This window comes from Sorangium sp. KYC3313, assembly GCF_052075895.1.
GTDB classification, from domain to species: domain Bacteria; phylum Myxococcota_A; class Polyangia; order Polyangiales; family Polyangiaceae; genus Sorangium; species Sorangium cellulosum_B.
The window spans coordinates 10689823-10713003 of sequence record NZ_CP197255.1 but is presented as its reverse complement, the minus strand read 5'-3'; the positions used below and the strand labels follow the sequence as shown (position 1 = coordinate 10713003).

The window sequence follows — 23181 nt, the reverse complement described above, 5'->3', positions numbered from 1 at the left end:
GTGGCGGCCCTCCCTGCCCGCGCGGTGCTCGTCGACATCGAGGGGACGACGACCGACGTGCGCTTCGTGCACGACACGCTGTTCTCCGTAGCGCGCCGGGATCTGGCCGCGTACGTCTCGGCGCACGCCGGGGGCCCGGAGGTCGAGGCCGCCCGGCGCGCGGTCGCGCGCGAGCGGGGCGAGAGCGAGCAGGCCGTGAGCGACGGCGAGCTCGCGGCGGCGCTGCTCGCGTGGATCGACCAGGATCGCAAGGAGACGACGCTGAAGGCGCTCCAGGGCAAGATCTGGCGCAGCGCCTACGAGTCGGGGGGGCTCCGGAGCCACATCTACGCAGACGTGGAGCCGGCGCTGCGGAGATGGCGCGACCTCGGCCTGACGCTCGCCGTGTTCAGCTCCGGGTCCGTCGAGGCGCAGCAGCTCCTCTTCCGGCACACGACGGCCGGCGATCTCACCGGCCTGTTCACGGCGTTCTTCGATACGACGACCGGGCCGAAGCGAGAGGCGGGCGCTTACCAGCGGATCGCGGAGGCGCTCGGGCTGCAGCCGGGAGAGGTGCTGTTCCTGTCCGACATCGTGGCCGAGCTCGACGCGGCGGCGGCGGCGGGGATGCGCACGGTGCAGCTGCTCAGGCCGGGGACGGCGCGGGACGCGGAGAGCCGCCACGCCGTCGCGGAGCGCTTCGACGACATCGCGCCGTAGCTCGCCCGGCGGCGGCTCGTTCCGCTTGGCGCGTGAGTGACCGCCCTGACATCCTTGGCGCGCATGCTTCACGGCAGACTGCTCGCCGGCCGGTTCGAGTTGGTCGAGCTCGCGGGAACGGGAGGGATGGGCACTGTCTACCGGACCGTGGATCGCGCGAGCGGCGATGTCGTCGCCGTGAAGCTGCTCGGCGATCTCGACGCGCAGGCAGCGGCGCGCTTCGGTCACGAGGCGCGGGCGCTCGCCTCGCTCGATCACCCGCACGTCGTGCGTTACGTGACGCACGGGGTGGCGCCCACCGGGGAGCCTTATCTGGCGATGGAGTGGCTCTCCGGGGAGAGCCTCTCGGCCCGGCTGTCGCGGCGACCGCTGGACGTGGAGGAGAGCGTCGCGCTCGTGCGCGCGGTGGCGGACGCGCTCGGCGCGGCGCACGCGCGCGGGATCGTCCACCGCGACATCAAGCCGAGCAACCTGTTCCTTCCGGGCGGGGCCGCCGACCGGGTGAAGGTGCTCGACTTCGGCATCGCCCGGCTCTCGGGCGCCTCGGCGCGGCTGACGCGGACGGGGGCCCTCGTGGGCACCATCGGCTACATGGCCCCCGAGCAGGCCAGCGGGGAGCGCGCGCAGCTCGACGCGCGCGCGGACGTCTTCTCGCTCGGGTGCGTGCTCTTCGAGTGCCTGACGGGTCGCCCGGCGTTTCACGGGCGGCACTTCATGACCATCCTGACCAAGCTCCTCCAGGAGGAGCCGCCGCGGGCGAGCGCGCTGCGGCCCGAGGTGCCGCAGGCGCTCGACGAGCTCCTGGCGCAGATGCTGGCCAAGCGCCCGGAGGGGCGCCCGGCCGACGGCGCGGCCGTGGTGCGCTGCCTGGACGCGCTCGGCGCCTCGACGGCGGGCGGCGCTCGCTCCAGCCTGGCCGCCGTCGAGCTCGTGACCGCCGCGGAGGTGTGGCTCTGCTCGATCGTGGCCGTCGGGCCGGCGGACGTCAGCGCGCCGGCGTCGACGGAGATCGTGCCCGCCGGCCGATCGCAGCGGAGCGCTGTCGCCGCCGTCCGGCGCGAGACCTCGGCCCTCGGCGCGGCCGTGCAGGAGCTGGCCAGCGGGGCGGTCGTGGCGATCCTGGCGGCGGTGGCGGGCGCGGGCAGCGCGACCGACCAGGCGGCGATCGCGGCCCGCTGCGCGCTGCGGATCCGCGCGTCGGTCCCCGGAGCCAACGTCGTGCTGGTGACGGGGCGCGGCGACTCGACGGGACGATCGCTGCTCGGCGAGGTCCTGGACAGGGCGGCCGTGCTGCTCGACGACGCGGCCGCCCGGGGCCGCCCGGGCCGCCTCCGCGTCGCGGTCGACGCGGTGACGCGGGCCCTGCTCGACGCGCGCTTCGAGGTCGCGGAGCAGGACGGGCTCTCCTGGGTGGAGGCGGAGCGCGAGGTCGCCGACGGCGCGCGCAGGCTGCTGGGCAAGCCGAGCCCCTATGTCGGGCGCGCCCGGGAGCTGCGCAGCCTGCTCGATCTCGTCGAGGAGAGCTTCACCGAGCGGCGCGCCGCGGTGGCGCTCGTGACGGCGGCCGCGGGGGTAGGCAAATCGCGCCTGCGTCACGAGCTGGTCCAGGCGCTGCGGCCGCGCCATCCCGAGCTCGTGCTGGGCGTCGGCAGCGGGGACTCCATCGGCGCGGGCTCTGCGTTCGCGGTGCTGGCCGGGTCGCTCCGGGGCGCGCTCGGGATCGCGGCCGGCGAGGCCCCCGAGGCGCAGCGGGAGAAGCTCGCGCGGGCCGTGGGCCAGCTGTTCGCGGGGGAGCAGCAGCAGCGCGTGGCCTGCTTCCTCGGCGAGCTGCTCGGCGTTCCTCTCGCCGACGGCGGGCCGATGGTGCGGGCCGCGCGGCAGGACCCGGCGCACATGGCCGACCGGATCCAGGAAGCCTACGTGGACTACGCGCGCGCCGTGACGAGCGCGCGGCCCATGCTCGTCGTCCTCGAGGATCTGCACTGGGGAGATGCGCCTTCGGTGAAAATTTTCGATCACGCGTTGCGGGCCCTCTGCGAGCGCCCCTATGCGGTGCTCGCGTTCGCGAGGCCCGAGGTCCACGAGCTCTTCCCCCGGCTCTGGATCGAGCGAGGGCTCACGCAGGTCCGGCTGCGCGAGCTGTCCGCGCGGGCGGCCGAGCAGCTCGTGCGCGGCGCGCTGGGCGCGTCGGTCGCGCCGGAGACCGTGGCGGCGATCGTCGATCGGGCGGCGGGAAACGCCTTCTACCTGGAGGAGCTCGTCCGGGCCGTGGCCGAGGGGCGCGGCGGTGCGTTGCCGGAGACGGTGCTGGGCATGGTCGAGGCGCGCCTCGCGGCGCTCGATCCCGAGGTGCGGCGGCTGCTCCGGGCGGCGAGCGTCTTCGGGGATGTGTCGTGGATCGGCGGCGTGAGCGCGCTCGTCGGCGCGCGCACCCTGGCGTCGGGGCCGAGCGACGCGGACGCCTGGGCGGAGCTCTTCGATCGCGAGATCCTCGAGCGCCGCCCGAGCTCGCGCTTCGCGGGGCAGGAGGAGATCGCGTTCCGTCACGCGCTCCTGCGGGAGGGGGCTTACGCGATGCTCACCGAGCGCGACCGGGCGGTCGGGCACAGGCTCGCCGGGGAGTGGCTGCTCTCGGCCGGCGAGCAGGATCCGATGGTGCTGGCCGAGCACTTCGCGCGGGGCGGGGATGGGCCGCGCGCGGGGGGGTTCTACCTGCGCGCCGCCACCCTGGCGCTCCACGGGGCGGACGTGCAGGCGGCGCTCGCGCGGGTGGAGAAGGGGATCGCCTGCGGGGCCGAGGGCGAGCGGCTGGCCGAGCTCCACCTGCTCCGGATGAACGCCTTCATCTGGACCGACGACGCCGCGCGCGCCCACGCGAGCGCGCTCCAGGCGCTCGAGATCGCCGCGCCCGGGAGCCTCGCTTCCTGGCGTGCCCTGAGCGGCGCGATGTACTGCGTCGCGCTCTGCGACGACCGGCGGGCCGTGGAGGTGTTGATCCCGCGCCTCCTGGCCGAGGAGCTCCCCGTCGACGTCCTGAGCCCGGAGCTCGCGACCCGGATCGTCTTCAGCCTGCTCTGGGACGGGAGGACGGCGCTGGCGGAGCGGATCGTGCGCCGGCTCGAGCACGTCATCGCGCCGGCCGTCGAGGGCGATCTCCATGCCGCCCTCTGGATCGAGCTCGCCCGCGGCTTCTGGCGCTGCCATGCGGCGCGGGACCTGTGGGGAGCGCTCCAGGCGAACCTCGCCGCGGCGCGGCGCGCCGAGTCCCTCGGCAGCGGGCTGTTCGTCGCCTGGGCGTGGATGCTGGTGGCGATCGATTACACGAGGCTCGGCGACGTGGCCGCCGCCGATGGGTGCCTCGATCGCGTGCTCGCGACCGAGGGCCTGCTCGACTACGTGTTCACGACCTCGGTGACGTGCCGGATCCTCTCGCTCCTCGAGCGGCGCAGGCTCACCGAGGCGGTGGAGATGTCCAGCGGCCTGCTCCAGCACATGCTCGCGCGCGGCCATCGCAGCCGGAGCGTGATCCCGCGGCAGCTCCTCGCCGAGGGGCGGCTGCTCCTCGGCGAGCTCGCCCAGGCGGAGGAGGAGCTCTGCGCGGCGGGGGATCCGGCGGTGATGGCGCCCTTCGCCGGGGCCGTGCATCTCTCGTTGTTCGCCGAGATCCGGCTGCGGCAAGGGCGGACGGAGGAGGCCTGCGCGATGGCCGGCGAGGCGCTCGCGCTCCAGCGGCAGGCCGGCACGGTCTTCCTGCTGCGGCAGGAGGTGATCCCTGCGCTGTACGCCGAGGCGCTGCACGCGAAGGGCGACGCGGAGGCCGCGCGCGCGGTCGTCCGCGAGGAGCGCGGCGCGCTGCTCGCTCGTGCCGCCAGGATCGAGGATCCCGCGTTCCGGAGGAGCTTTCTCGAGAACGTCTCGGCGAACGCCCGGACGCTGACGCTCGCGCGGGCGTTGCTCGGGGAGTGAGCTCAGCCGGCTGCAGCGGAGCCAGCGGTGGAGGGCGTGCTGCGCGGGGGGGCGGCGGGGCTGTCCCACAAACTCGCGCCTTTTGGGGGGCTATTGCCTTGTGTGCGGGAGGCGAGATCGGGGGGCGACCGGCTGCGCTGCGGGCCGGCGCTCGGGGTTTGTGGGGGCCTGTCCCGCCGCCCCCCCGCGCAGCACGCCCTCCACCGCTGGCTCTTTCCAGGGAGGCCGCCAGATCGAGGTGCTGTAGAGTGACGCGCGACTGGCCGCGTGAAGAGGGATCGGGTCATGAAGGATCTGGAGAATTTGAGACCGCCCGCGGTGCTCGCGGAGATCGAGCGGGCCACCGCGGAGATCGGGTTTGCCATGGCGAGCGACAGGCAGACGGGCTCGATGCTGCGCACGCTCGCCGCCGCCAAATCGGGCGCTCTCCTCGAGCTCGGGACCGGCACGGGCATTTCTACGTGCTGGATCCTCGATGGCATGAATGCCAGCTCCACGCTCGTCTCCGTGGAGCACGACGAGAAGGTCCAGGCCGTGGCACGCCAGCACCTCGGAGGCGACCCCCGCCTCACGCTCGAGAACATGGATGGCGAAGCCTTCTTGCGCTCTGCCCGGGGTCGGCAATTCGAGCTCATTTTTGCCGATACATGGCCGGGCAAGTACTACGCCCTCGACGAGGCGCTGAGCCTGATCAAGCCCGGCGGACTCTATGTCATCGACGACATGCTCCCTCAGCCCAACTGGCCTGATGACCACGCCCCCAAGGTGGCAGAGCTGATCGCCGCGCTCGAGCGACGCCAGGATCTCGTGCTGACCAAGCTCTGCTGGTCGTCAGGGCTCATCATCGCGACCAGGATCGGTCGCGTCTAGCTGCCGGCAGCTCCGACGGCTGTCACAGCAATCCTGCGCCGGCCCAGAGCCCGGGCTCGTACGCCACGAGCGCGTCCACGTCGTCCGAGGCGAGCACGAGGAAGCTCAGCGGAGAGAAGCCGAGGAACAGGTGCGAGGTGATCGGGAGCTGGATCCCCCACCCGAAGCGAGCGCCGAAGGCGCCCGCGCTCTCGAAGTAGGGGGAGTCGAAGAAGATGCGGTGGTAGCCCGGCGTGATCCCGACCGACATCTCGACGTGCGACCCGACCCCCATCACGAGCCGGATGGGCACGCCGACGGCGAGCTGGTTGACGTCGGTGGTCGAGACGGTCCGGAGCTCGACGCCGACCTCGAAGCGGCGCGTCTCGCTCAGGCGGAGGCGCGCGAGGACGTCGAGATCCACGGACGTCCCGTCCTTCACCGCGAAGCGCCCCGGCACGAAGTAGCCGGAGATCCCGAGCGAGAGCGCCATCCGCCGCGCGTTGGCCTCCGCCTGATGACCCTGCTCCGCGGCGGGCCCCGGCGACGTCTCCGGGGTGCGCCTCTGCGGCTGTGCGGCAGCCGCGGGCGAGGGAGGGGGGGCCGCGGAGTATCCGTCCGCCGGCGGCGGGTAGGGGTAGGCCGGGGGAGGGCCTCCTGCGGGCGGCGGCGGGTACGGGTAGGGTGCGGGGTATCCGCCCGAAGGCGGCGGGTACGGGTAGGGCGCGGGGTATCCGCCCGAAGGCGGCGGGTAAGGGTAGGGCGCGGGGTATCCGCCTGCGGGCGGCGGGTAAGGGTAGGGCGCGGGATACCCGCCCGAAGGCGGCGGGTACGGGTAGGGCGCGGGGGGCCCGCCCGCGGGGGGCGGCGCGTACGGGTGGGGCGCCGGAGCCGGCGCGGAGCTCGTGGCCGCGGGCGTCGCTGCCTCGGGCCTTGCTGGCGCGGACGGCGCGGGGCGAGCCGGCTGGGCCGCGGCCTCACCCGCGGCGAGGCTCAGGAAGACGAGCGCCACCAGCGCGGGCGCGACGGCGGCGGCGCGCCGCGCGCTGCGCGCCCGGCGCGCCAGCACGACGGCCGCCGCGAGCCCCGGCAGGAGCGCCAGCGAGACGAGCTGGCCGGTGCTGAGCCCCCCGTACACCCCGCGCCCGGCGTCCCCGCGGAGGAGCTCGATGAAGAACCGGCCCGCCGCGTAGAGCGCGAGCCATGTCCCGAACGCGCGCCCGTCCCGGTGCCCCCGGACGAGCCAGAGGGCGGCGATCGCGCTCGCCATCGCCCCGAGCGCCGCCTCGTAGAGCTGCGTGGGGTGCACGGGCAGGCTCGGCGCGCCGAGGGGCACCCAGCCGGCCGCCGCGTGGTCCGCCGCCGCGGGGCTGCCGGCGGGGAACCGGACGCCCAGCGCGCCCCCGGTGACGCGGCCGTAGTCGCACCCCGCGAGGAAGCACCCGGTGCGCACGCAGGCGTAGGTGATCCCGAGCCCCGGCACGAGCCGGTCGAGGAACGGGAGCACGGCCGCGCCGCGGCGGCAGAGGACCAGGCCGGCCACGGCGACGCCGGCGATGAGGCCCCCGTAGGCGGCGCGGCCGGCGTGGAGCATCGGACCCCACGAGCCCCTCGCCAGCGCCTCGGGCGCGGCGCGCAGCGCCTCGAAGACGTAGCCGCCGAGGAGCGCCGCGACGTAGCCCGAGAGGAGCGCCCGGCCCTCCACGGCCACGTCGCCCCGATCCCGGCGCACGAGCCAGAAGAACGCCGTCGCGCCGAGGAGCCCCGCGAGGGCGACCATCACCGCGTAGGACGGCGCGAGCCACGGCGGCAGGCCGTGGCGCTCGAGCCAGAGCATCACCGCCCGGTTCACGGCCGCCTCCGGATGTGCAGCAGCATGTAACCCGCGGGCAGGAGCAGCCAGAACGCGGCGCCGAGGGGCACGGGCGCGCCCGGGCGGCCTCCTCCGGGATCGCGCCGGCCGGCGCTCAGCTTGCAGCTCGAGTTGCTGCCGGTGGAGGGATCGCCGTCCTTGCAGTTCTGGTCGCAGTCGCGGCAGTTCTGGTTGCAGTCGTGGCAGTTCTGGTTGCACTCGCTGCAGTTCTGGTTGCAACCCGCGACGTCCTCGTTGCAGCTGTCGCAGCCGCCTCCGCAGCTGCCGCAGTCGTCCCCGCCCGACGTGCCGCTCGGCGCGCTCGGGGTGGCGGCCGGGACCGTCGGGCTGCCGTACTGGAGGCAGCGGTCGAGCACGGCCATGCAGCCCTCGTCCCCGGCGAACGCCAGCGCGCCGTCGCGCCCCGCGATCGGCAGCGCGGCGCACGCGCCGCTGCCCGCGGAGAGGACGCACTCCTTGACCCCGTTGATGCTCAGCAGCGCGAGGACGCAGAGCGCCTCGGCGTTCAGCGCCCCGCCGTTGACCCAGGAACACTCCGCCTGGGCGTCCGCGAACGTCGGGTCGGTGCGGTCGTGCTCGCACTGCCCGGCCACGGCGCAGGTGCAGACGTCCCGCACCTCGGCGGCGCACTCCGCGACGGACGAGGGGAGGTGATAGGGGTTGAAGCGCACGGATCGTGGCTCGCTCCGGGGCCACGCGGGCATCGCGGCGCCATCCGACGGGGTGGGGAGCGCGGGCGCGTCCTTGGGCGAGAGGGCGCTCAGCGCGACGAGCCACGCGGCGTTGACGTACACCGTGTGATCCTGGGCGATGACGCCCGCGGGCAGGCCGGTGACGCGGACGAGGTCCTGCGCGTCCGCGCGCCGCGCGAGCTCCGCCAGGATCTCGCCCGCCCGGCCGCCGAGCGCCGCGTCCTCCAGCGGCGCGGACTCCGGCGACGCCGGTGGCCCCGCGAGGGTGGGCACAGGTCGATCGAGCGCCCCCTGGGGCCCGCGCCCTCCCGCAACGGACGTCACCGCGCGGAGCACGAACCCGTCCTCGGACGGCTCGAGCGCGCCGAGGACGATCGCGTCCTTCCCCGCCTCGTCCCGCGCCGCGTCCGCGCTGCGGACCAGCGCGGGGACGCTCGCGATCTCCGCGCCGTCGATCGCCGTCTCGTCCCCCGGCTCGCCGTGCGCCTCCTCCAGCCGCACCGCGAGGTCGTGCAGGACCTCGTCCGGCAAGGCGGCGAGGACCTCCGGCGCGGCGCTCAGCGCGTCGCGCAGCGGCAGGTCGTCGTACGGCGGTGTCTCCGCGCCGCACGCGCCGAGCGCCGGGAGCGCCAGCAGCGCGACAGCACGGAGGATCGCTCTCTCGATGAAGGCCTTTGTTCGCATGCCCCTCCCTCGAACCCCATCCGGCGCGCGAAGCCCGACACGGTGCGCCCTGCTCGATCGAGCGAACGCGCATCGAGCAGGCGAGGCGCCTGCGACCACGGTACCAAAAGATCTCCCGGCGAAGATCGCCGTGATCTACGGGTGACCGATGGAGCCCTGTGTGCGAGCCGGTGCTCGGTGTTCCCCCATCCGCCGGACCCATTGCGGTCGTGAGCGCCCCGCTGCATTGCGCCCCCCTGCCTCAGCGTGACAGGCGCGCCGCCAGGTAGTGACGCATGGACATCGGCGCTCGGCCGAGCAGGCGCTCCAGGGTCGGATCCACCGCGGCGAACTCGCGCTCTCGGCTCGCGGCGAACATGCCCAGGAAGAGGTCCGCCCGGTGTTCGGGGGCGCCGTGAGACACCATCTCTGCCCTGAACGCTTGATCGCTGACGGTCACCCGCGTGATCGAGCGCCCGATGAGCTCCGAGGCGATCGCCGCGATGTCCGCGAGATCGAGGGCCGCGGAGGCGGTGAGCGGCGGTGTCACCCCGTCGAGGCGCGCCTCGTCGGTCAGCGCGATCACCGCCGCGTCGGCCAGGTCACCGTGCTCTGTCCACGAGACCGGGCCGTCTTCTGGCGCGACGAGCTTGCCCGTCTCGAGCGCCCGCTCGAGGAGCATGAGCGCGGACGCCGCATAGAACCCGTTGCGGAGCGAGGTGAAAGCGACCCCCGACCTGTGCAGCGAGGCCTCGGTGGCCGCGTGGTCGCGCATGGGTTCGAAGCGGGACGCCGGGCTCGAGCCCATGTGGCTCGTGTAGAGCACGCGGCGGGCGCCCGCCGCACGAGCCGCCTCGAGCGCGGCTTCGTGCTGGCGCACCGCGGCCTCGCCTGCGCTGTCGATGGAGACGATCAGGACATGCGAGGCGCCCTCGAAGGCATGGCGCAGGCTCGCGGCGTCGTCGAAGGCGCCCCGGCGCACGCGGACGCCGCGCTCGGCGAGCGCGCTGGCCTGCTCCGGGTCGCGGACGCTGACGCCGAGCCGAGCGGCGGGCGCGCGCTGAAGGAGCCGCTCCATGACGGCTCGGCCGAGGTGACCGTTGGCTCCAGTGACGATGATCATGACAATCTCCTCCTGCGTTCGGCGCAGCGACCCTGCGCGGTCATCCCGAAGATCACGCGGGCGCGGCGCTCCGTGCCCCGCGTGGCCCGGTGACGATGGGCTTCTTCACGTCGTCGAGCCTAGCGGCGGCCGCCGGAGCGCATTAGTGTGCCTGGAGGGAAGGGACTGTTGCCGTGGACGCACGAATCGATCTGGATCTGAACGACGCCGCGCTCCTCGTGCGCGTCGTCCGGACGCGCAGCTTCTCGGCCGCCGCCCGCGAGCGCGGTGTGCCGGTCTCCACGGTGAGCCGGCGCATCGCGCGGCTCGAGTCCGCGCTCGGTGTCCGGCTCCTCGAGCGAACCACCCGGAGGCTCGATCTGACCGAGGCCGGGCGCGCGTACTTCGGCCACGCCGAACGGGCGATCGACGACCTCACGCAAGGCACGCATCACGTCCGCGAGCTCCAGAGTGAGCCGCGCGGACGCGTGCGGATCGTGGCGCCGATCGCCCTCGGCGCCGCGGTGGCGAGCGTCATCTGCACCTATCTCGCGAAGCATCCCCGCGTGTCGGTCGACCTCGAGATCGATTCACGGCGGGTCGACCTGCTCGCCGGGGGCTTTGACATCGCGATCGTCCCGGGCCACGTGGAAGACACCACCGACTTCGTGGCGCGAGAGCTCTGGCGGGCGACGCGGAAGCTGCTGTATGCGAGCCCTCGCTACCTCGAGGCGCGGGGCGTTCCCCAGCGAATCGAGGACCTCGCGCGTCACGATTGCATCGCGGTGCACGCGACGGACGGAATGGCCACATGGACGCTCGGGCAGGGGCGCCGGAGACGACGCGTCGCCTTCGAGCCCCGCTTCTATGTGAGCGAGTCCTCCGCCGCTTACCGCGCGACGCTCGCGGGCGTCGGCATCGCGATGCTCCCGGAGGTGTTCTGCGCCGAGGACGTGGCCGCGAAGCGCCTCGTCCGCGTCCTCAAGGGCTACGAGGCCGAGGCCGGCGGCGTCAGTCTCCTCTATCGCGCGCATCGCGCCCTGACGGCCGCCGTCCGGACATGCATCGACCACCTCCTCGGGGAGCTGCCGGCGACCGACCCGGCGCGCGCTGGGCGCAGCCGCCGCGAGTAGGGGGTCTTTGCCCAGAGGCAAATTTGCGAAACCGATGCCGGTGTCGGCCGTAGCTGGACCAGACGGCGCGATCGCTCGCCTGGGCGAAGGAAGCCGCAAGGGAGGAATCCATGATCCGTTCCAGATTCGGCCTGGTGTTCTCGCTCTCGACGCTCGCCCTCGGAGCTGTGCAAACAGGTTGCGGGGGCTCTGACGTCGAGCCGCTCGATGACGTCTCGTCGACGTCCGAGGCGCCCGCCGCGCGTACCGGGTTCATCGCCCTGACCCGTATCTCCGCGGACAGGACACCGGTCCTCCATCACCTCGCCGGCGAGCTCCAGGCGACGTCGGCGCAGCGCGCTCTGGATTCACTCCGCTCCGGCGACGCCGAGCGCAGCGACCTCCTTCGCCGAACGGGCGCGGTGATCGCCGACATGGACGAGCTCGGTGAGGCGGACCTCGCGACGTACCGGTCGCTGGTCGAGGCCGCGAGCCAGGCCGGGGTCCCGTTCGTCTTCGAGAATGTCCGCGACTCGGCGCGCATGGCCGCGGTGTTCGGCTATGGCGTCGCGGGCGACGTGGCGATCGTGGAGCCATCGCGCGGGGGAACGAAGTTCGACATCAAGCTCTATGGGAACATCGAGACGACGGCGGTGAAGTCCCCCTCCGCCACGATCAAGGTGAGCCACGAGGCTGCTACCTTGCCCGCCGAGGAGCTGGCGGCGCGCGCGTCGGACCGCGAGCACGCCGGGGAGGCCGCGGAGGGCGCCGCGCCCACGGCCGCTCCGTCACGAGAGGACGTCGCGACGCAGGTGGCGGCGCGCATCCGCACGCTCGCCGCTGCGCCCGTCGTGCAGCCGTTCGCTCTCTCCGTCGCGAGCGCGGCCCCCCCGGGCACCTACCGCCAGTTCATCGTCAACGGCTCCGCGGGGTGGACCGTCCCCGGCACCTCGCAACGCGCGACCCTGGATCTGAGCTACGAGGTCGAGCTCGTCGCTTCGGCCACGCCCGACAACAAATTCATGGTCGTCACCGGCGTGGGCGCGGGCGCGAACCCGGGGCCGCTGAACACGAACGACCAGTTCAACCGGGGCTATTACCAGCAGCAGCTGGACGTCCGGGTCGTGCCTGGCAGCACGGCGCTGAGCCCGTACGCCCACGTGCCCAACTCCCCGAACGGGCAAAACTCGTTCACGCGCTCCGTCGGCTGCAGCGTCGGCGCGCAGGGGGGCACCGACGCGGCCAGCGCCAGCTTCTCGTGCAGCTTCCAGGACAGCGCCACCGTGTCCTTGTCCGACTTCACCGCGATCGATCAGAGCACGGGGCGGACGTCCGCCTGGAGCTACCGGATGACCTCGGCGCAGGGCTATCCGTACTGGAACCCCGTCGACCTCGTCGACGATTGGACCGGAACGCTCCACACGCTGCCGTTCCTCGCGGTCTCGACCCTCCAGCCGACGTATCAGACCGTCTATTCCGCGCCGAGCGCGTTCAACGGCAAGGTGCCCCTCTCCGTCACGCACACCCAGGTGCTCCAAGGGATCTACGTCGATTGGTACTTCTTTTACGCAGAGGCGCATCCTCAAGGCTACTCTGTCGCCGCCGAGCTCGCCACGACCGTGGACTTCGGGAGCGTGAGCAGCACCAACCCGGCGGTGACCTTCACCAACCAGAACAGCGGCCTCAACATGGACGTCTATTACTCGGAGACGACGCCGCTCTCGCCGATCATTCAGTGGCCTGCGACCGGCGGTCCCAACCAGAGCTTCGAGCTCATCCCGACGGGAGACGCCGATGGGAGCGTGTTCATCAAGCCGAAGCACAGCGGGCTCTGCTTCGACATCCCTTACTCGAGCCTCGAGGACGGCGTCGGGCTCATTCAATACACCTGCACGGGCAACCCCAACCAGAAGTTCATCCTGCGGCCGGTGGGCGCGTATCGGTCGATCATGAACGTGAACAGCCAGAAGTGCCTGAGCGTCGAGGGGGCCAGCACCGGGGGCTATGCGCACATCGTTCAGGCACCCTGCAACACCGCGCTCCCTGAACAGCTCTTCCTCGCGCGCTGAGGAGCGCGGCGCTACCCTGCTCCCGATCGGGCAGCGGGAGGGCGGCGCTCCGGCGCTCGCCGGAGCCCTCGCCGCCGGCGCCGAGCGACCTGACGCACCGCCCAGCGCAGCGTCGCCGCAGGCGCCTCCGGCCGCCCGGCGCACCGCCACCGCCTCTCCCCGGACGGCCGTTCCCCTGCCGCTCCCTGGCCCCTAGGCACGCCTTCCCACGCCGCCTGGGCCAGGATACGCTCGTGGTGCTCTTACGTTTGCGTCCAGGCCGGGACGTCTCCGCCCGACGTGGTCGTAGGAGATTGGCCTTTGCCACCGGCCAGAGCGGCCCGCGCGCAGTGTCGTGGGTCGCCTGGAAGCGAGACCCGCTCCGGTCACTGGAGCGCGGAGGAGTACGGCGGGCCAACGATGACGAACCATTCCAATGAACGGAGAATTCGATGATCGGATATGTCACGCTGGGCACGGACGATCTGGAGCGCGCCGCCCGTTTCTACGATGCCTTGCTGGGCGAGCTGGGCGCGACGCGGCTCTTGCAGCTCGAGCGGTTGATCATCTGGGCGGTGAAGCCGAACGCGCCCGCGCTCGCCGTCGCCCTGCCCTTTGACCGCCAGCCGGCCACGGTCGGCAACGGGGTGATGGTCGCGCTCGCCGTTGATAGCCCGGCCAAGGTGGACGCGCTCCATAGCAAGGCCCTGGAGCTGGGCGGCAAGGACGAGGGCGCGCCGGGGCCGCGCGGACAGAGCTTCTACGGGGGATATTTCCGCGACCTGGACGGCAACAAGCTCAACTTCTTCACCATGGTGCGCTGAGCTCCACCCGCCGGCCGGTCTTCCGCAGTCGGCCCCGCGCGGCGGCGCTCGTCTCTCGAAACAACCGCTCGGAGCAGGCCCACGCCCTCGTGGGCCACGGCCTGAACCCGCAGCGCGGCGCGTGGCATCCTTCGTGCTTTCGCCGCCGTCGAGGCGCTGGCGCGTCGCCGCGTCGGCCAGGAGCTCGCATGCCGCTGCGGATCGAGGACTATGCGTTGCTGGGGGACACACAGACAGCGGCGCTGGTCGGGCGCGATGGCTCCATCGACTGGCTGTGCCTGCCGCGCTTCGACTCGGCCGCCTGCTTCGCCGCCCTGATCGGCACGCCGGAGCACGGCCGCTTCCGGATCGGGCCGAAGGACCCGTCGCCCCGCGTCGCACGCCGCTACCGCGAGGGAACGCTCGTGCTCGAGACCGAGTTCACCACGGCCGAGGGCGTGGTGCGGCTCGTGGACTGCATGCCGCTGCGCGGGAGGGCGCCGGACGTCGTGCGCGTCGTCGAGGGCGTGCGCGGCCGGGTCCCGGTCTCCCTGGAGCTCATCATTCGCTTCGACTACGGCTCGATCGTGCCCTGGGTGCGGTCGAGCGGCGGCGCGCTGCGCGCGGTGGCCGGGCCCGACGCGCTGATCCTGCGCGCGGGGGTGCCGGTCCATGGCGCAGGGCTCACCACGGTCGCCGAGTTCGACGTCCACGAGGGCCAGCGCATCCCCTTCGTGCTCACGTGGCACCCGTCGAACGAGCCGCCGCCCGAGGCGATCGACGCCGAGCGCGCGGTGGAGCACGCCGAGGCGTGGTGGCGCGCCTGGTCGAGCCGCTGCGCCCACGCCGGACCCTGGAAGGAGGCGGTCGTCACGTCGCTCGTCGCGCTCAAGGCGCTCACCCACGCCCCCACGGGCGGGCTCGTCGCGGCGCCGACGACCTCGCTCCCCGAGTGGATCGGCGGCGTGCGCAACTGGGACTACCGCTACTGCTGGCTGCGCGACGCGACCCTGACGCTCTACGCGCTGCTGCTCGGCGGCTACAGCGAGGAGGCCGCGGCCTGGCGCGACTGGCTCCTGCGCGCCATCGCGGGCGACCCCTCGAAGCTCCAGATCCTCTACGGCATCGCGGGCGAGCGGCGGCTCAGCGAGATCGAGCTCCCCTGGCTGCCGGGCTACGAGGGCTCGCGGCCGGTGCGCGCCGGCAACGCCGCGGTCGAGCAGCTCCAGCTCGATGTTTACGGCGAGGTGATGGACACGATGTACCAGGCGCGCCGATCCGGCCTCGCCCCGGAGCCGGAGGCCTGGCGCCTCCAGCGCAAGCTGATGGACTTCCTCGAATCGAGCTGGCGCCGGCCCGACGAGGGCATCTGGGAGGTGCGGGGCGGGCCGCGCCCCTTCACTTACTCGCGGGTGATGGCCTGGGTCGCGTTCGATCGCGCCGTGAAGACCGTGGAGCAGCTCGGGCTGGACGGCCCGGTCGATCGCTGGCGCGCGCTGCGCGAGGCGGTGCACGCGGAGGTCTGCGAGAAGGGGTTCGACCCGGGCCGCGGCACGTTCACGCAATCGTATGGCAGCCAGGAGCTCGACGCGAGCACGCTGCTCATCCCGCTCGTGGGCTTCTTGCCGCCCGGCGACCCGCGCGTCGCGGGCACGGTGCGCGCCGTCGAGCGCGAGCTCGTGCGCGGGGGCTTCGTGCTCCGCTACTCGACCGGCCCAGGGAGGACGCCCGACGGCCTGTCCGGCGCCGAGGGGGTCTTCCTCGCGTGCAGCTTCTGGCTCGCGGACTGCTATGCCCTCATGGGCCGCGCCGGCGAGGCGCGGGCGCTGTTCGAGCGGCTGCTCGCGCTGCGCAACGACGTCGGCCTGCTCTCGGAGGAGTACGACCCAGGGAGCAGGCGGCTGCTCGGCAACTTCCCCCAGGCGTTCAGCCACCTGGCGCTCGTCGGCTCCGCGTTCAACCTGACCCCGGGCCGCTCCGGTCCCGCGGATCAGCGATCCCGTTGACGCTCGGAGGGAGCGGGCTCGACAGAGGCGACTGCCGCGCGCAGCCGCCGCTCAGCTCATTTCGAGGAACAGCCGATCGGGATCCTCCAGATACCCGATGATCTCGTAGGCGAACGCCGCCCCCACGTGACCATCGATGATCCGGTGGTCGAACGACAGCGACACCAGCATCACCTCGCCGATCACGATCTGCCCGTCGCGCACCACCGGCTTCTGCTTCATCTGATGGATCCCGAGGATCGCGACCTCCGGGAAGTTCAGTATCGGCGTCGCGAACAGCCCGCCTTGCTGGCCGAGCGACGTGATCGTGAACGTCGAGCCGCCGAGATCCTCCGGCTTCACCCGCCCCGACTTCGTGTCCTCGCCGAGCCGCGCGATCTCCTGCGCGATCTCCAGCACGCTCCGCCGATCCGCGTCGCGCACGACTGGCACGATGAGCCCGGCCTCGGTCGCGGACGCGATGCCGATATGATAGCTCTTCTTGACGACGATCTCCTGCGCCGCCTCGTCGAACGCGCTGTTCAACGTCGGGTGCTTCTTCAGCGCCGCGACGACGGCCTTCACGAAGAAGGGCAGGAACGTGAGCTTCACGCCCGCCTTCTCGGCCAGCGGGCGCAGGCGCGCGCGGCGCTCCTTCAGCGCGGAGACGTCGCACTCCTCGACGAAGGTGAAGTGCGCCGCCGTGTGCTTCGACCGCGACATCGCCTCGAAGATCCGCTTGCGCACGCCCCGCAGCGGGATGCGCTCGTCGCCCGGCGCCGAGGGCAACCCCCGTCCGCGCTCCCCCTCGGGCCGCGCCGCCGCGTGCTCCGGCTCCTCGTCCGGCTGGCCGGGCCCCGCCGCCGCCGGCCTCGGCGCCGCCTCGGGCAGCGCCGGGGCCGCCCGCCTGGGCGCCGCCTCGGGCAGCGCCGGGGCCGCCTCCTCGGGCGCCTCGAGCGCCCGCACGTCGTCCTTCGTCACGCGGCCCGCCGGGCCGGTCGGCGGCACGCGCCGCAGGTCGACCCCGAGATCGCGCGCCAGCTTGCGCGTCGCGGGCGTCGCGAGCGGCTTCTCGTTGAAGTAGGCTGCCGCGCGCGCGCCCGCGCCGATGCTGCCGTTCGCCCACGCCGACCGCGCCGGCGCCACCAGGTTCATCCCCGGGAGGTCCTCCCGGATGTCGCCGACCGCCGTCGCCGCGGGCTCCGCGGTCCCGGACTTCGCGGCCGCCGCCGCGGGCTCGGCCGGGCCGGCCTTCGCGGCGTCCTTTCGCACCCCGGCGCCCGACGCGGGCGGCGCCGCCGCAGGCCGGTCGTCGAGGTCGAACACGACGAGCACCGAGTGGACCGGGACGACCCCGCCCACCTTGCCCCGCGTCTCCACGATCCGGCCCGTGCGCGGCGACGTGATCGTCACCGTCGCCTTGTCGGTCATCACCTCGACCATCGGCTGGTCCTCGGCGACCATGTCGCCCGGCGACACCAGCCAGGTCACGATCTCGCCCTCGGTGACGCCCTCGCCGATGTCCGGAAGCCTGAACTCGTACTTGCCCATGCGTCAGTACCTCGCCGTCTCCAAGATCGCCGGAAGGATACGATGGGACAGAGGGAGATACTCGTTCTCGAGGGTGTACGGGAACGGGGTGTCGAAGCCCGTGACCCGGACCGGGGGCGCCTCCAGGTGGAGGAACGCCTTCTCGTTGACCAGCGCGACGAGCTCGCCCCCGAGGCCGCAGGTCTTCGGCGCCTCGTGAACCACGATGAACCGGCCCGTCCGCTTCACCGATTCGATCACCGTGTCGATGTCGAGCGGCCACAGCGTGCGCAGGTCGATCACCTCGCACTCGACGCCCTGCGCGGCCGCCTGGTTCGCCGCGTCGAGCGCCTCGTAGAGCATCGCGCCCCAGACCACGAGCGTCACGTGCCAGCCCGGCCGGACCACCTTCGCCTGGCCGAGCGGGACCGTGTACTCGCCCTCGGGGACGTCGCCCTTCGCGGCGCGGTAGATGCGCTTCGGCTCGAAGAACAGCACCGGATCCGGGTCCCGGATCGACGAGAGCAGGAGCCCCTTCGCGTCGGCCGGGTTCGACGGGCACACGACCTTCAGGCCCGCCACGTGGATGAACTGCGCCTCGGGCGACTGCGAGTGGTAGTGCCCGCCGCGGATGCCGCCGCCGAACGGCGTCCGGATGACCAGCTTGGACGGGTACTCTCCCCCCGAGCGGTAGCGGTACTTCGCCAGCTCGGACACGATCTGGTCGTACGCGGGATAGATGAAATCGGCGAACTGGATCTCCGGGATCGGCACGAGCCCGTAGAGCGCCATCCCGATGGCCGTCCCCACGATCCCGTTCTCCGAGAGCGGCGTGTCGATCACCCGGTCGTCCCCGAACTCGTCGAACAGGCCCTGGGTCACGCGGAACACGCCGCCGACCTTGCCGACATCCTCGCCGAGCACGACGACCCGCGAGTCCCGCCGCATCTCGTGGCGTAGCGCGTCGTTGATCGCCTGGACCATGTTCATCTGAGGCATGCTCTTCGTCTCCGTCTCTCGGCCAACAGGTGGGGGTACAACCTCACCGGCGCCCCGGCCCCCCGGGGGTCCCCGCCGATCGCGGGCAGCGGCGCCACCCCCACCGCGTCGCCGCCCGGCGAGCCGCCACGCCGACGCCGCCGTCCGCGCGGCCTAGTGGCCGCCGTGGCCCTTGGGCCTCGGGCCCGCCTTGAGCTGCTCCCGCTGCTCCACGAGGTGCCAGGGCGGCTCCGCATAGACGTCCTCGAACATCGAGTCGAGCGGCGGCGGCGGGACCTTCTCCGAGACCGCGATGCAGGCCTTGACCTCCGCGTCGACCGCCGCCTCGATCTCGCGATCCTGCGCCTCGGTCCAGCCCTGGGTGCGCTCGACGTGCCGCCGGAGCCGCGCGATCGGATCGAGCCGGCGCCACGGGTCGAGCCATGCGTCGGGGCGGTACGCCTTCGGGTCGTCGCTCGTCGAGTGGCCCGACAGGCGGTACGTCATCGCCTCGATGAGCGTCGCGCCCTCGCCGCGCGACGCGCGCGCGATCGCGTCGCGCGTCACCTTCACGACGGCGAACACGTCGTTGCCGTCGACCCGCACCCCGGGGACGCCGTACGCGACGCCCTTGCCCGCAAACGTGTTGCTCGACGTCTGGCGCTCGGTCGGCACGCTGATCGCCCAGCCGTTGTTCCGGCAGAGGAAGATGACCGGCACCTTGAACACGCCGGCGAAGTTCAGGCCGCTGTGGAAATCCGACGAGCTCGTCGCGCCGTCGCCGAAGTAGGCCAGCGTGACGAGCTCGTCGCGCTTCAGCCTGGCGGCCCACGCGAAGCCCACGGCCTGGGTGATCTGCGTGCCGATGGGCGAGCTCACCGAGCCGAAGTGGCCCTCGCGGTAGGTGTAGTGGTCCGGCATCTGCCGCCCCTTCACCGTGTCGTTCGCGTTGCCGAACATGTTGTCGATGTACCGCTGGAGCGGCAGCCCTCGCCAGAGCGCCGCCCCGAACTCGCGGTAGCAGGGGAACACCCAGTCCTGGGGCCGCGTCGCAAACACGCTGCCGAGGACCGTCGCCTCCTCGCCGAGCGAGCCGATGTGGAACCCGATGCGCCCCTGGCGCTGCAGCGCCACGAGCCGCTCGTCGAGCAGGCGCGTGCGCATCATGGCCTTGTAGAGGGCGATCACCTCCGATGGCTCGAGCTTCGGATCGTGCGCGGGGTCGAGCGAGCCGTCGTCGCGCAGGACCTTGATCACGTCGTCGGCACACGTATCGAGCGGGTGCCGCGCGACGGCAGCCTGCGGCTCGAGGCTTGCCCCTGAGACGTTCGGCGGGCGGTCGGTGGAGTACGTCGCGGTGCTCATCGGTTCGCGGGACACTAACCAAAGGCGCTGCCCGAGACCAGTGCCCAGACGCGGCGTACGCTCATTCGCTTTACGCGTGACGTTGACTCGTCGCAGCGATCGCGCTCGGGGTTTGACTCGCCGCGGCGAGCTCGAACCCGCGCGCGCGCCCTGATGCGCGTCTCCCGCCGTACGCGGCGGCGCGGATGTCCACGCTAGACGTTCACGGGCTCGGCTGCCTGCGCGAGGGCCTCGTCGACGGCGGCCACGTCGAGCTTGAAGCCGCGCGCGAGCTGCTCGAGCACGCCGTGCTCATGCGCGCTCACGCCGCCGGAGGCGTGCGCCATGGACGCCGCCACGCGGAGCACCTCGCGCTGGTGCTCGGTCCGCGCGATCGTGCGGGCGACCATGCTGATGCGCTTCTCCAGCCCGTCCTCGGCCAGCATCTCGCCGAGGTCGGCGAGGAGCGCCTCGAGCTGCTTCTCGTGGACGAGGTTCTGGCAGGCGCCGGCGACGATCGCCTGGAAGCGTCCGCGCTCCTCGTCGTCGAAGTGGCCGTCGGCGTTCGCGACGAGGAACGCGGCCTCGATGATCGTCTCGAAGAGCGCCACCGCGGCGGGATCGAAGCCGGTGGGCATCGTGATGTCTTCGATGGGAGGGCGCGCGCTGTAGGCCCTCGCTGCCTGGGCCAGGATCGACGCCACGCGCACGCGGGGCGCCTCCGAGCCGAGGCGCGAGGCGCCTGGCGCGATGCCGCCGGGGCGCCTGTTGATGGAAGCGGACATCGTGGTGTTGGACCCTCCTGCCGAGCCATACGCTCGGCCAAACGCCAGGGAGCGTCAAGCCGCTCGGGTGGGCGCCGCGCTAGCGGCGAACGAGGGAGGCGGCCGGGACGAGCCGCGCGGCGCCGGCCGACGCGGCCGCCGGGCCGTCGAGCGGCTGGGGCTCGTCCGGGTCGAGCTCTGCGGTGAGGCGGGCGGCCTCGCGGCGCGCCACGGCGAGGCGCTCCTCGAGGAGCGCCTCGATGGCTGCCGCGCCTGCGGGATCCTCGCCGGCCGGGGAGGCGCCGGCGGGCAGCGCCGCGCCGCCCCGGTCCATCAGGCTGCGGACGAAGACCTCGGCCGCCTTGTAGCTCGACCGCACGAGCGGCGCGCTGGCGGCGTAGAGGAAGCCCATCTCGAGCGCCGCGCGCTCGAACGCCGCGAAGGTCTCGGGCTCGACGAAGCGCTGCACGGGCGCGTGCTTCGAGGAGGGGCGGAGGTACTGGCCGAGCGTCACGATGTCGACCCCGGCCGCGCGCAGGTCGCGGAGCGCCTCCAGGACCTCGTCGTCGGTCTCGCCGATGCCGACCATGATCGAGCTCTTGGTGAGCCGCCGCGGCGCGGGCGCGCCGGCCTCCGCGGCGTCGGCGGCGAGGCGCCGCTGGCGCTCCTTCGCGCGCCGGAGCACGGCGAGCGACTGGTCGTAGCTCGACCGGACGTCGCGGATGGCGCGCGTGATGCGGCGGACGACCTCCACGTTGTGGGCGAAGACGTCGGGCCCGGCGTCGACCACCATGTCGACGGCGCTCATGTGGCCCTGGAAGTCGCCGACCAGCGTCTCGATGAGCAGGTCGGGCCGGAGCGCGTGCAGGCGGCTCACCGTGCGGGCGACGTGCTCGGCGCCGCCGTCGAGCAGGTCGTCGCGGTTGACCATCGTCATCACGACGTACTGGAGCGAGAGCCGGGCGATGGCGCGGGCCACGTGCTCCGGCTCGCGGACGTCGACCGCGCCGCGCGGATCGCCCGTCGTGACCGCGCAGAAGCGGCAGCCGCGCGTGCACACGTCGCCGAGGAGCATCACCGTCGCGGTCCCCTCGCGCCAGCACTCGCCGACGTTCGGGCAGCGCGCCTCCTCGCAGACCGTGTGGAGATCGAGCTTGCGGAACGTCTCCTTGAGGTGGTGGTACGTGTCCCCCCCGGGAGCGCGGACCTTGAGCCATTCAGGTTTGGGCGAGAACTGCGCCATCAGGGGTGTCCTTAGCCCATGCGGCGGGGGAGCGCGAGGGGGGAGGTGCGCTAGCCGGCCGGCGGCACGGAGCGGCTGATCTCGCGCGTCGTCAGCTTGCCGCGCTCGGTGAAGACGGCCGTGACGAGCTCCGCGGGGGTGACGTCGAAGGCCGGGTGCCGGACGGGCACGCCGGGCGGGACGACGCGGCGGCCGCCGATGACGGCGAGCTCGTCGCGGCTCCGCTCCTCGATCGGGATCGACGCGCCGCTGTCGGTGGCGAGATCGATCGTGCTCCACGGGGCGGCCACGTAGAACGGGATGCCGTGGTGGCGCGCGAGGCAGGCGAGGCCGTAGGTCCCGATCTTGTTCGCGACGTCGCCGTTCCGCGCGATGCGGTCGGCCCCGACGACGACGGCGCCGATCTCGCCCTTCTGCATGAACCACGCGGCCATCGAGTCGGAGATCACCTCGACGGGGATGCCGTCCCGCTGGAGCTCCCAGGCGGTGAGGCGGGCGCCCTGGAGGTACGGGCGGGTCTCGCACGCGAGCACGCGGAGCGCCTTGCCCTCCTCGACGGCGGCGCGGATCACGCCGAGCGCCGTGCCGTAGCCGCCGGTCGCGAGCGCGCCCGCGTTGCAGTGGGTGAGGACCGTGCCCGACTCCGGCAGGCGCGCGGCGCCGGCGCGGCCCATCTGGCGGCAGGCGGCGACGTCTTCCCGGTGGATCTCGCGGGCGAGCTCGGCGAGCTCCCGCGCGCGCTCCTCGCCGCGGCGCCCGGCGTTCTGCAGGGCCGCGGCGATCGCGCGCCGCACCGCCCACCCGAGGTTCACGGCGGTGGGCCGGGCGGAGGCGAGGTGCTCCCCCGCCGCCCGCATGGCGGCGACGTAGCTGGAGGCGCCCTCGTCACGGGCGGCGCGCGCGGCGAGCGCCATCCCGTACGCTGCGGCGATGCCGATGGCCGGGGCGCCGCGGACCACCATGGTCCGGATGGCCTCGGCGACGCCGGCGGAGTCGGTCACGGTGAGGTAGCGCTCGCGCTCGGGCAGCTCGCGCTGCTCGAGGAGGAACACGCGGTCGTCGCCCTGCGCCAGCTCGACGGCCGAGTAGTCGGCCCCGGAGAGGGCCGCGGCCGGCTCCCAGGGCGGCGCCGGCCGCGCGCCCTCGCCTGGCCTCGGTGTCTGCTCTGCTTCGAAGCTCGTGCCCATTCAGCGCCTCCCGTTCGAGCGTGACGGCTCCCCTGGCGATCCGTCGTCCGGCCCCCGCGCCTCGGCGCTCGCGGCGAGCCGGCCGCGGATCTCCTCCGCGACGGTCGCGAAGTCCTCCGCCGCCTCGGCCTTGCGGCCCGCAAGGTAGGCGCGGAGCGCGTCGGCGGCGAGCAGCGCGAGGCTCGCGTTGATCCCGCGCGCCGTGAGCGCCTCGATCACGTCGCCGTTCTTGAGCAGCGTCTCCAGGTCGTCGAAGACCGCGGCGAGCTCTGGCCCGGGATCGACGCCGCCGCCGGCGGCGGGGCGCGTCTTCTTGTCGTCCTCGCGGGTCACGGGTCGCGCC

17 protein-coding genes are annotated in these 23181 nt (G+C 73.1%); 7 read left to right on the top strand and 10 right to left on the bottom strand.

The window, feature by feature from the left end; translation table 11 throughout:
- The 3 genes from mtnC to ACSRUE_RS40675 all read left to right on the top strand — a co-directional run bounded on the left by mtnC (position 1) and on the right by ACSRUE_RS40675 (position 5535).
- Positions 1 to 699, top strand: coding sequence for an acireductone synthase (mtnC, locus tag ACSRUE_RS40685; RefSeq protein ID WP_441288250.1), 699 nt, complete (start codon positions 1 to 3; stop codon positions 697 to 699).
- Positions 700 to 762: 63 nt separating this feature from the next.
- The gene (locus ACSRUE_RS40680; protein ID WP_441288249.1) at positions 763 to 4665 is read left to right on the top strand and encodes a protein kinase domain-containing protein; all 3903 of its coding nucleotides are present in this window, start codon (positions 763 to 765) and stop codon (positions 4663 to 4665) included.
- Between the two features lie 285 nt (positions 4666 to 4950).
- Positions 4951 to 5535 (top strand): O-methyltransferase, encoded by a 585-nt coding sequence (locus ACSRUE_RS40675; RefSeq protein ID WP_441288248.1) that lies wholly within the window; start codon positions 4951 to 4953, stop codon positions 5533 to 5535.
- 22 nt (positions 5536 to 5557) lie between these two features.
- Here ACSRUE_RS40675 and ACSRUE_RS40670 read toward each other — a convergent pair whose 3' ends face one another.
- The 3 genes from ACSRUE_RS40670 to ACSRUE_RS40660 all read right to left on the bottom strand — a co-directional run bounded on the left by ACSRUE_RS40670 (position 5558) and on the right by ACSRUE_RS40660 (position 9865).
- Positions 5558 to 7366 (bottom strand): prolipoprotein diacylglyceryl transferase, encoded by a 1809-nt coding sequence (locus ACSRUE_RS40670; protein ID WP_441288247.1) that lies wholly within the window; start codon positions 7364 to 7366, stop codon positions 5558 to 5560.
- Positions 7363 to 8763 carry a hypothetical protein gene (locus ACSRUE_RS40665; RefSeq protein ID WP_441288246.1) on the bottom strand — a complete coding sequence of 467 codons (1401 nt, stop codon included), beginning with the start codon at positions 8761 to 8763 and terminating at the stop codon, positions 7363 to 7365. The genes ACSRUE_RS40670 and ACSRUE_RS40665 overlap by 4 nt, the downstream gene beginning before the upstream one ends.
- Positions 8764 to 9004: 241 nt before the next feature.
- Positions 9005 to 9865, bottom strand: coding sequence for an NAD(P)H-binding protein (locus tag ACSRUE_RS40660; protein WP_441288245.1), 861 nt, complete (start codon positions 9863 to 9865; stop codon positions 9005 to 9007).
- Positions 9866 to 10038: 173 nt separating this feature from the next.
- Here ACSRUE_RS40660 and ACSRUE_RS40655 point away from each other — a divergent pair, with 173 nt between their 5' ends.
- The 4 genes from ACSRUE_RS40655 to ACSRUE_RS40640 all read left to right on the top strand — a co-directional run bounded on the left by ACSRUE_RS40655 (position 10039) and on the right by ACSRUE_RS40640 (position 15813).
- Entirely contained in the window at positions 10039 to 10977 is a 939-nt protein-coding gene (locus ACSRUE_RS40655; protein WP_441288244.1) for a LysR substrate-binding domain-containing protein, read from the top strand.
- A 110-nt stretch (positions 10978 to 11087) separates the two neighbouring features.
- Positions 11088 to 13025, top strand: a complete 1938-nt coding sequence (locus ACSRUE_RS40650) for an RICIN domain-containing protein (RefSeq protein ID WP_441288243.1) — start codon at positions 11088 to 11090, stop codon at positions 13023 to 13025.
- A 431-nt stretch (positions 13026 to 13456) separates the two neighbouring features.
- Positions 13457 to 13828 (top strand): VOC family protein, encoded by a 372-nt coding sequence (locus ACSRUE_RS40645; protein ID WP_441288242.1) that lies wholly within the window; start codon positions 13457 to 13459, stop codon positions 13826 to 13828.
- A gap of 188 nt (positions 13829 to 14016) precedes the next feature.
- Positions 14017 to 15813 (top strand): glycoside hydrolase family 15 protein, encoded by a 1797-nt coding sequence (locus ACSRUE_RS40640; protein ID WP_441288241.1) that lies wholly within the window; start codon positions 14017 to 14019, stop codon positions 15811 to 15813.
- A gap of 51 nt (positions 15814 to 15864) precedes the next feature.
- Here ACSRUE_RS40640 and ACSRUE_RS40635 read toward each other — a convergent pair whose 3' ends face one another.
- The 7 genes from ACSRUE_RS40635 to ACSRUE_RS40605 form a co-directional block, all read right to left on the bottom strand.
- The gene (locus ACSRUE_RS40635) at positions 15865 to 17343 is read right to left on the bottom strand and encodes a dihydrolipoamide acetyltransferase family protein (RefSeq protein ID WP_441288240.1); all 1479 of its coding nucleotides are present in this window, start codon (positions 17341 to 17343) and stop codon (positions 15865 to 15867) included.
- 3 nt (positions 17344 to 17346) lie between these two features.
- Positions 17347 to 18321 carry an alpha-ketoacid dehydrogenase subunit beta gene (locus ACSRUE_RS40630; RefSeq protein ID WP_441288239.1) on the bottom strand — a complete coding sequence of 325 codons (975 nt, stop codon included), beginning with the start codon at positions 18319 to 18321 and terminating at the stop codon, positions 17347 to 17349.
- A gap of 153 nt (positions 18322 to 18474) precedes the next feature.
- Positions 18475 to 19665, bottom strand: a complete 1191-nt coding sequence (locus ACSRUE_RS40625) for a thiamine pyrophosphate-dependent dehydrogenase E1 component subunit alpha (protein WP_437769535.1) — start codon at positions 19663 to 19665, stop codon at positions 18475 to 18477.
- 194 nt (positions 19666 to 19859) lie between these two features.
- Positions 19860 to 20429, bottom strand: coding sequence for a tellurite resistance TerB family protein (locus ACSRUE_RS40620; RefSeq protein ID WP_441288238.1), 570 nt, complete (start codon positions 20427 to 20429; stop codon positions 19860 to 19862).
- Positions 20430 to 20508: 79 nt separating this feature from the next.
- Positions 20509 to 21651, bottom strand: coding sequence for a lipoyl synthase (lipA, locus tag ACSRUE_RS40615; RefSeq protein ID WP_441288237.1), 1143 nt, complete (start codon positions 21649 to 21651; stop codon positions 20509 to 20511).
- Positions 21652 to 21701: 50 nt separating this feature from the next.
- Positions 21702 to 22838 carry an S-methyl-5-thioribose-1-phosphate isomerase gene (mtnA, locus tag ACSRUE_RS40610; RefSeq protein ID WP_441288236.1) on the bottom strand — a complete coding sequence of 379 codons (1137 nt, stop codon included), beginning with the start codon at positions 22836 to 22838 and terminating at the stop codon, positions 21702 to 21704.
- Positions 22839 to 23171, bottom strand: coding sequence for a hypothetical protein (locus tag ACSRUE_RS40605; protein ID WP_437769531.1), 333 nt, complete (start codon positions 23169 to 23171; stop codon positions 22839 to 22841).
- Positions 23172 to 23181: the final 10 nt, after the last annotated feature.

Coding starts and splice junctions, on each gene's coding strand:
- lipA (WP_441288237.1), bottom strand. CDS start 21,651: ATGGCGCAGTTCTCGCCCAAACCTGAATGGCTCAAGGTCCGCGCTCCC.
- ACSRUE_RS40645 (WP_441288242.1), top strand. CDS start 13,457: ATGATCGGATATGTCACGCTGGGCACGGACGATCTGGAGCGCGCCGCC.
- ACSRUE_RS40675 (WP_441288248.1), top strand. CDS start 4,951: ATGAAGGATCTGGAGAATTTGAGACCGCCCGCGGTGCTCGCGGAGATC.
- ACSRUE_RS40680 (WP_441288249.1), top strand. CDS start 763: ATGCTTCACGGCAGACTGCTCGCCGGCCGGTTCGAGTTGGTCGAGCTC.
- ACSRUE_RS40640 (WP_441288241.1), top strand. CDS start 14,017: ATGCCGCTGCGGATCGAGGACTATGCGTTGCTGGGGGACACACAGACA.
- ACSRUE_RS40650 (WP_441288243.1), top strand. CDS start 11,088: ATGATCCGTTCCAGATTCGGCCTGGTGTTCTCGCTCTCGACGCTCGCC.
- ACSRUE_RS40660 (WP_441288245.1), bottom strand. CDS start 9,865: ATGATCATCGTCACTGGAGCCAACGGTCACCTCGGCCGAGCCGTCATG.
- ACSRUE_RS40625 (WP_437769535.1), bottom strand. CDS start 19,665: ATGAGCACCGCGACGTACTCCACCGACCGCCCGCCGAACGTCTCAGGG.
- ACSRUE_RS40635 (WP_441288240.1), bottom strand. CDS start 17,343: ATGGGCAAGTACGAGTTCAGGCTTCCGGACATCGGCGAGGGCGTCACC.
- ACSRUE_RS40620 (WP_441288238.1), bottom strand. CDS start 20,429: ATGTCCGCTTCCATCAACAGGCGCCCCGGCGGCATCGCGCCAGGCGCC.
- ACSRUE_RS40665 (WP_441288246.1), bottom strand. CDS start 8,763: ATGCGAACAAAGGCCTTCATCGAGAGAGCGATCCTCCGTGCTGTCGCG.
- ACSRUE_RS40630 (WP_441288239.1), bottom strand. CDS start 18,321: ATGCCTCAGATGAACATGGTCCAGGCGATCAACGACGCGCTACGCCAC.
- mtnA (WP_441288236.1), bottom strand. CDS start 22,838: ATGGGCACGAGCTTCGAAGCAGAGCAGACACCGAGGCCAGGCGAGGGC.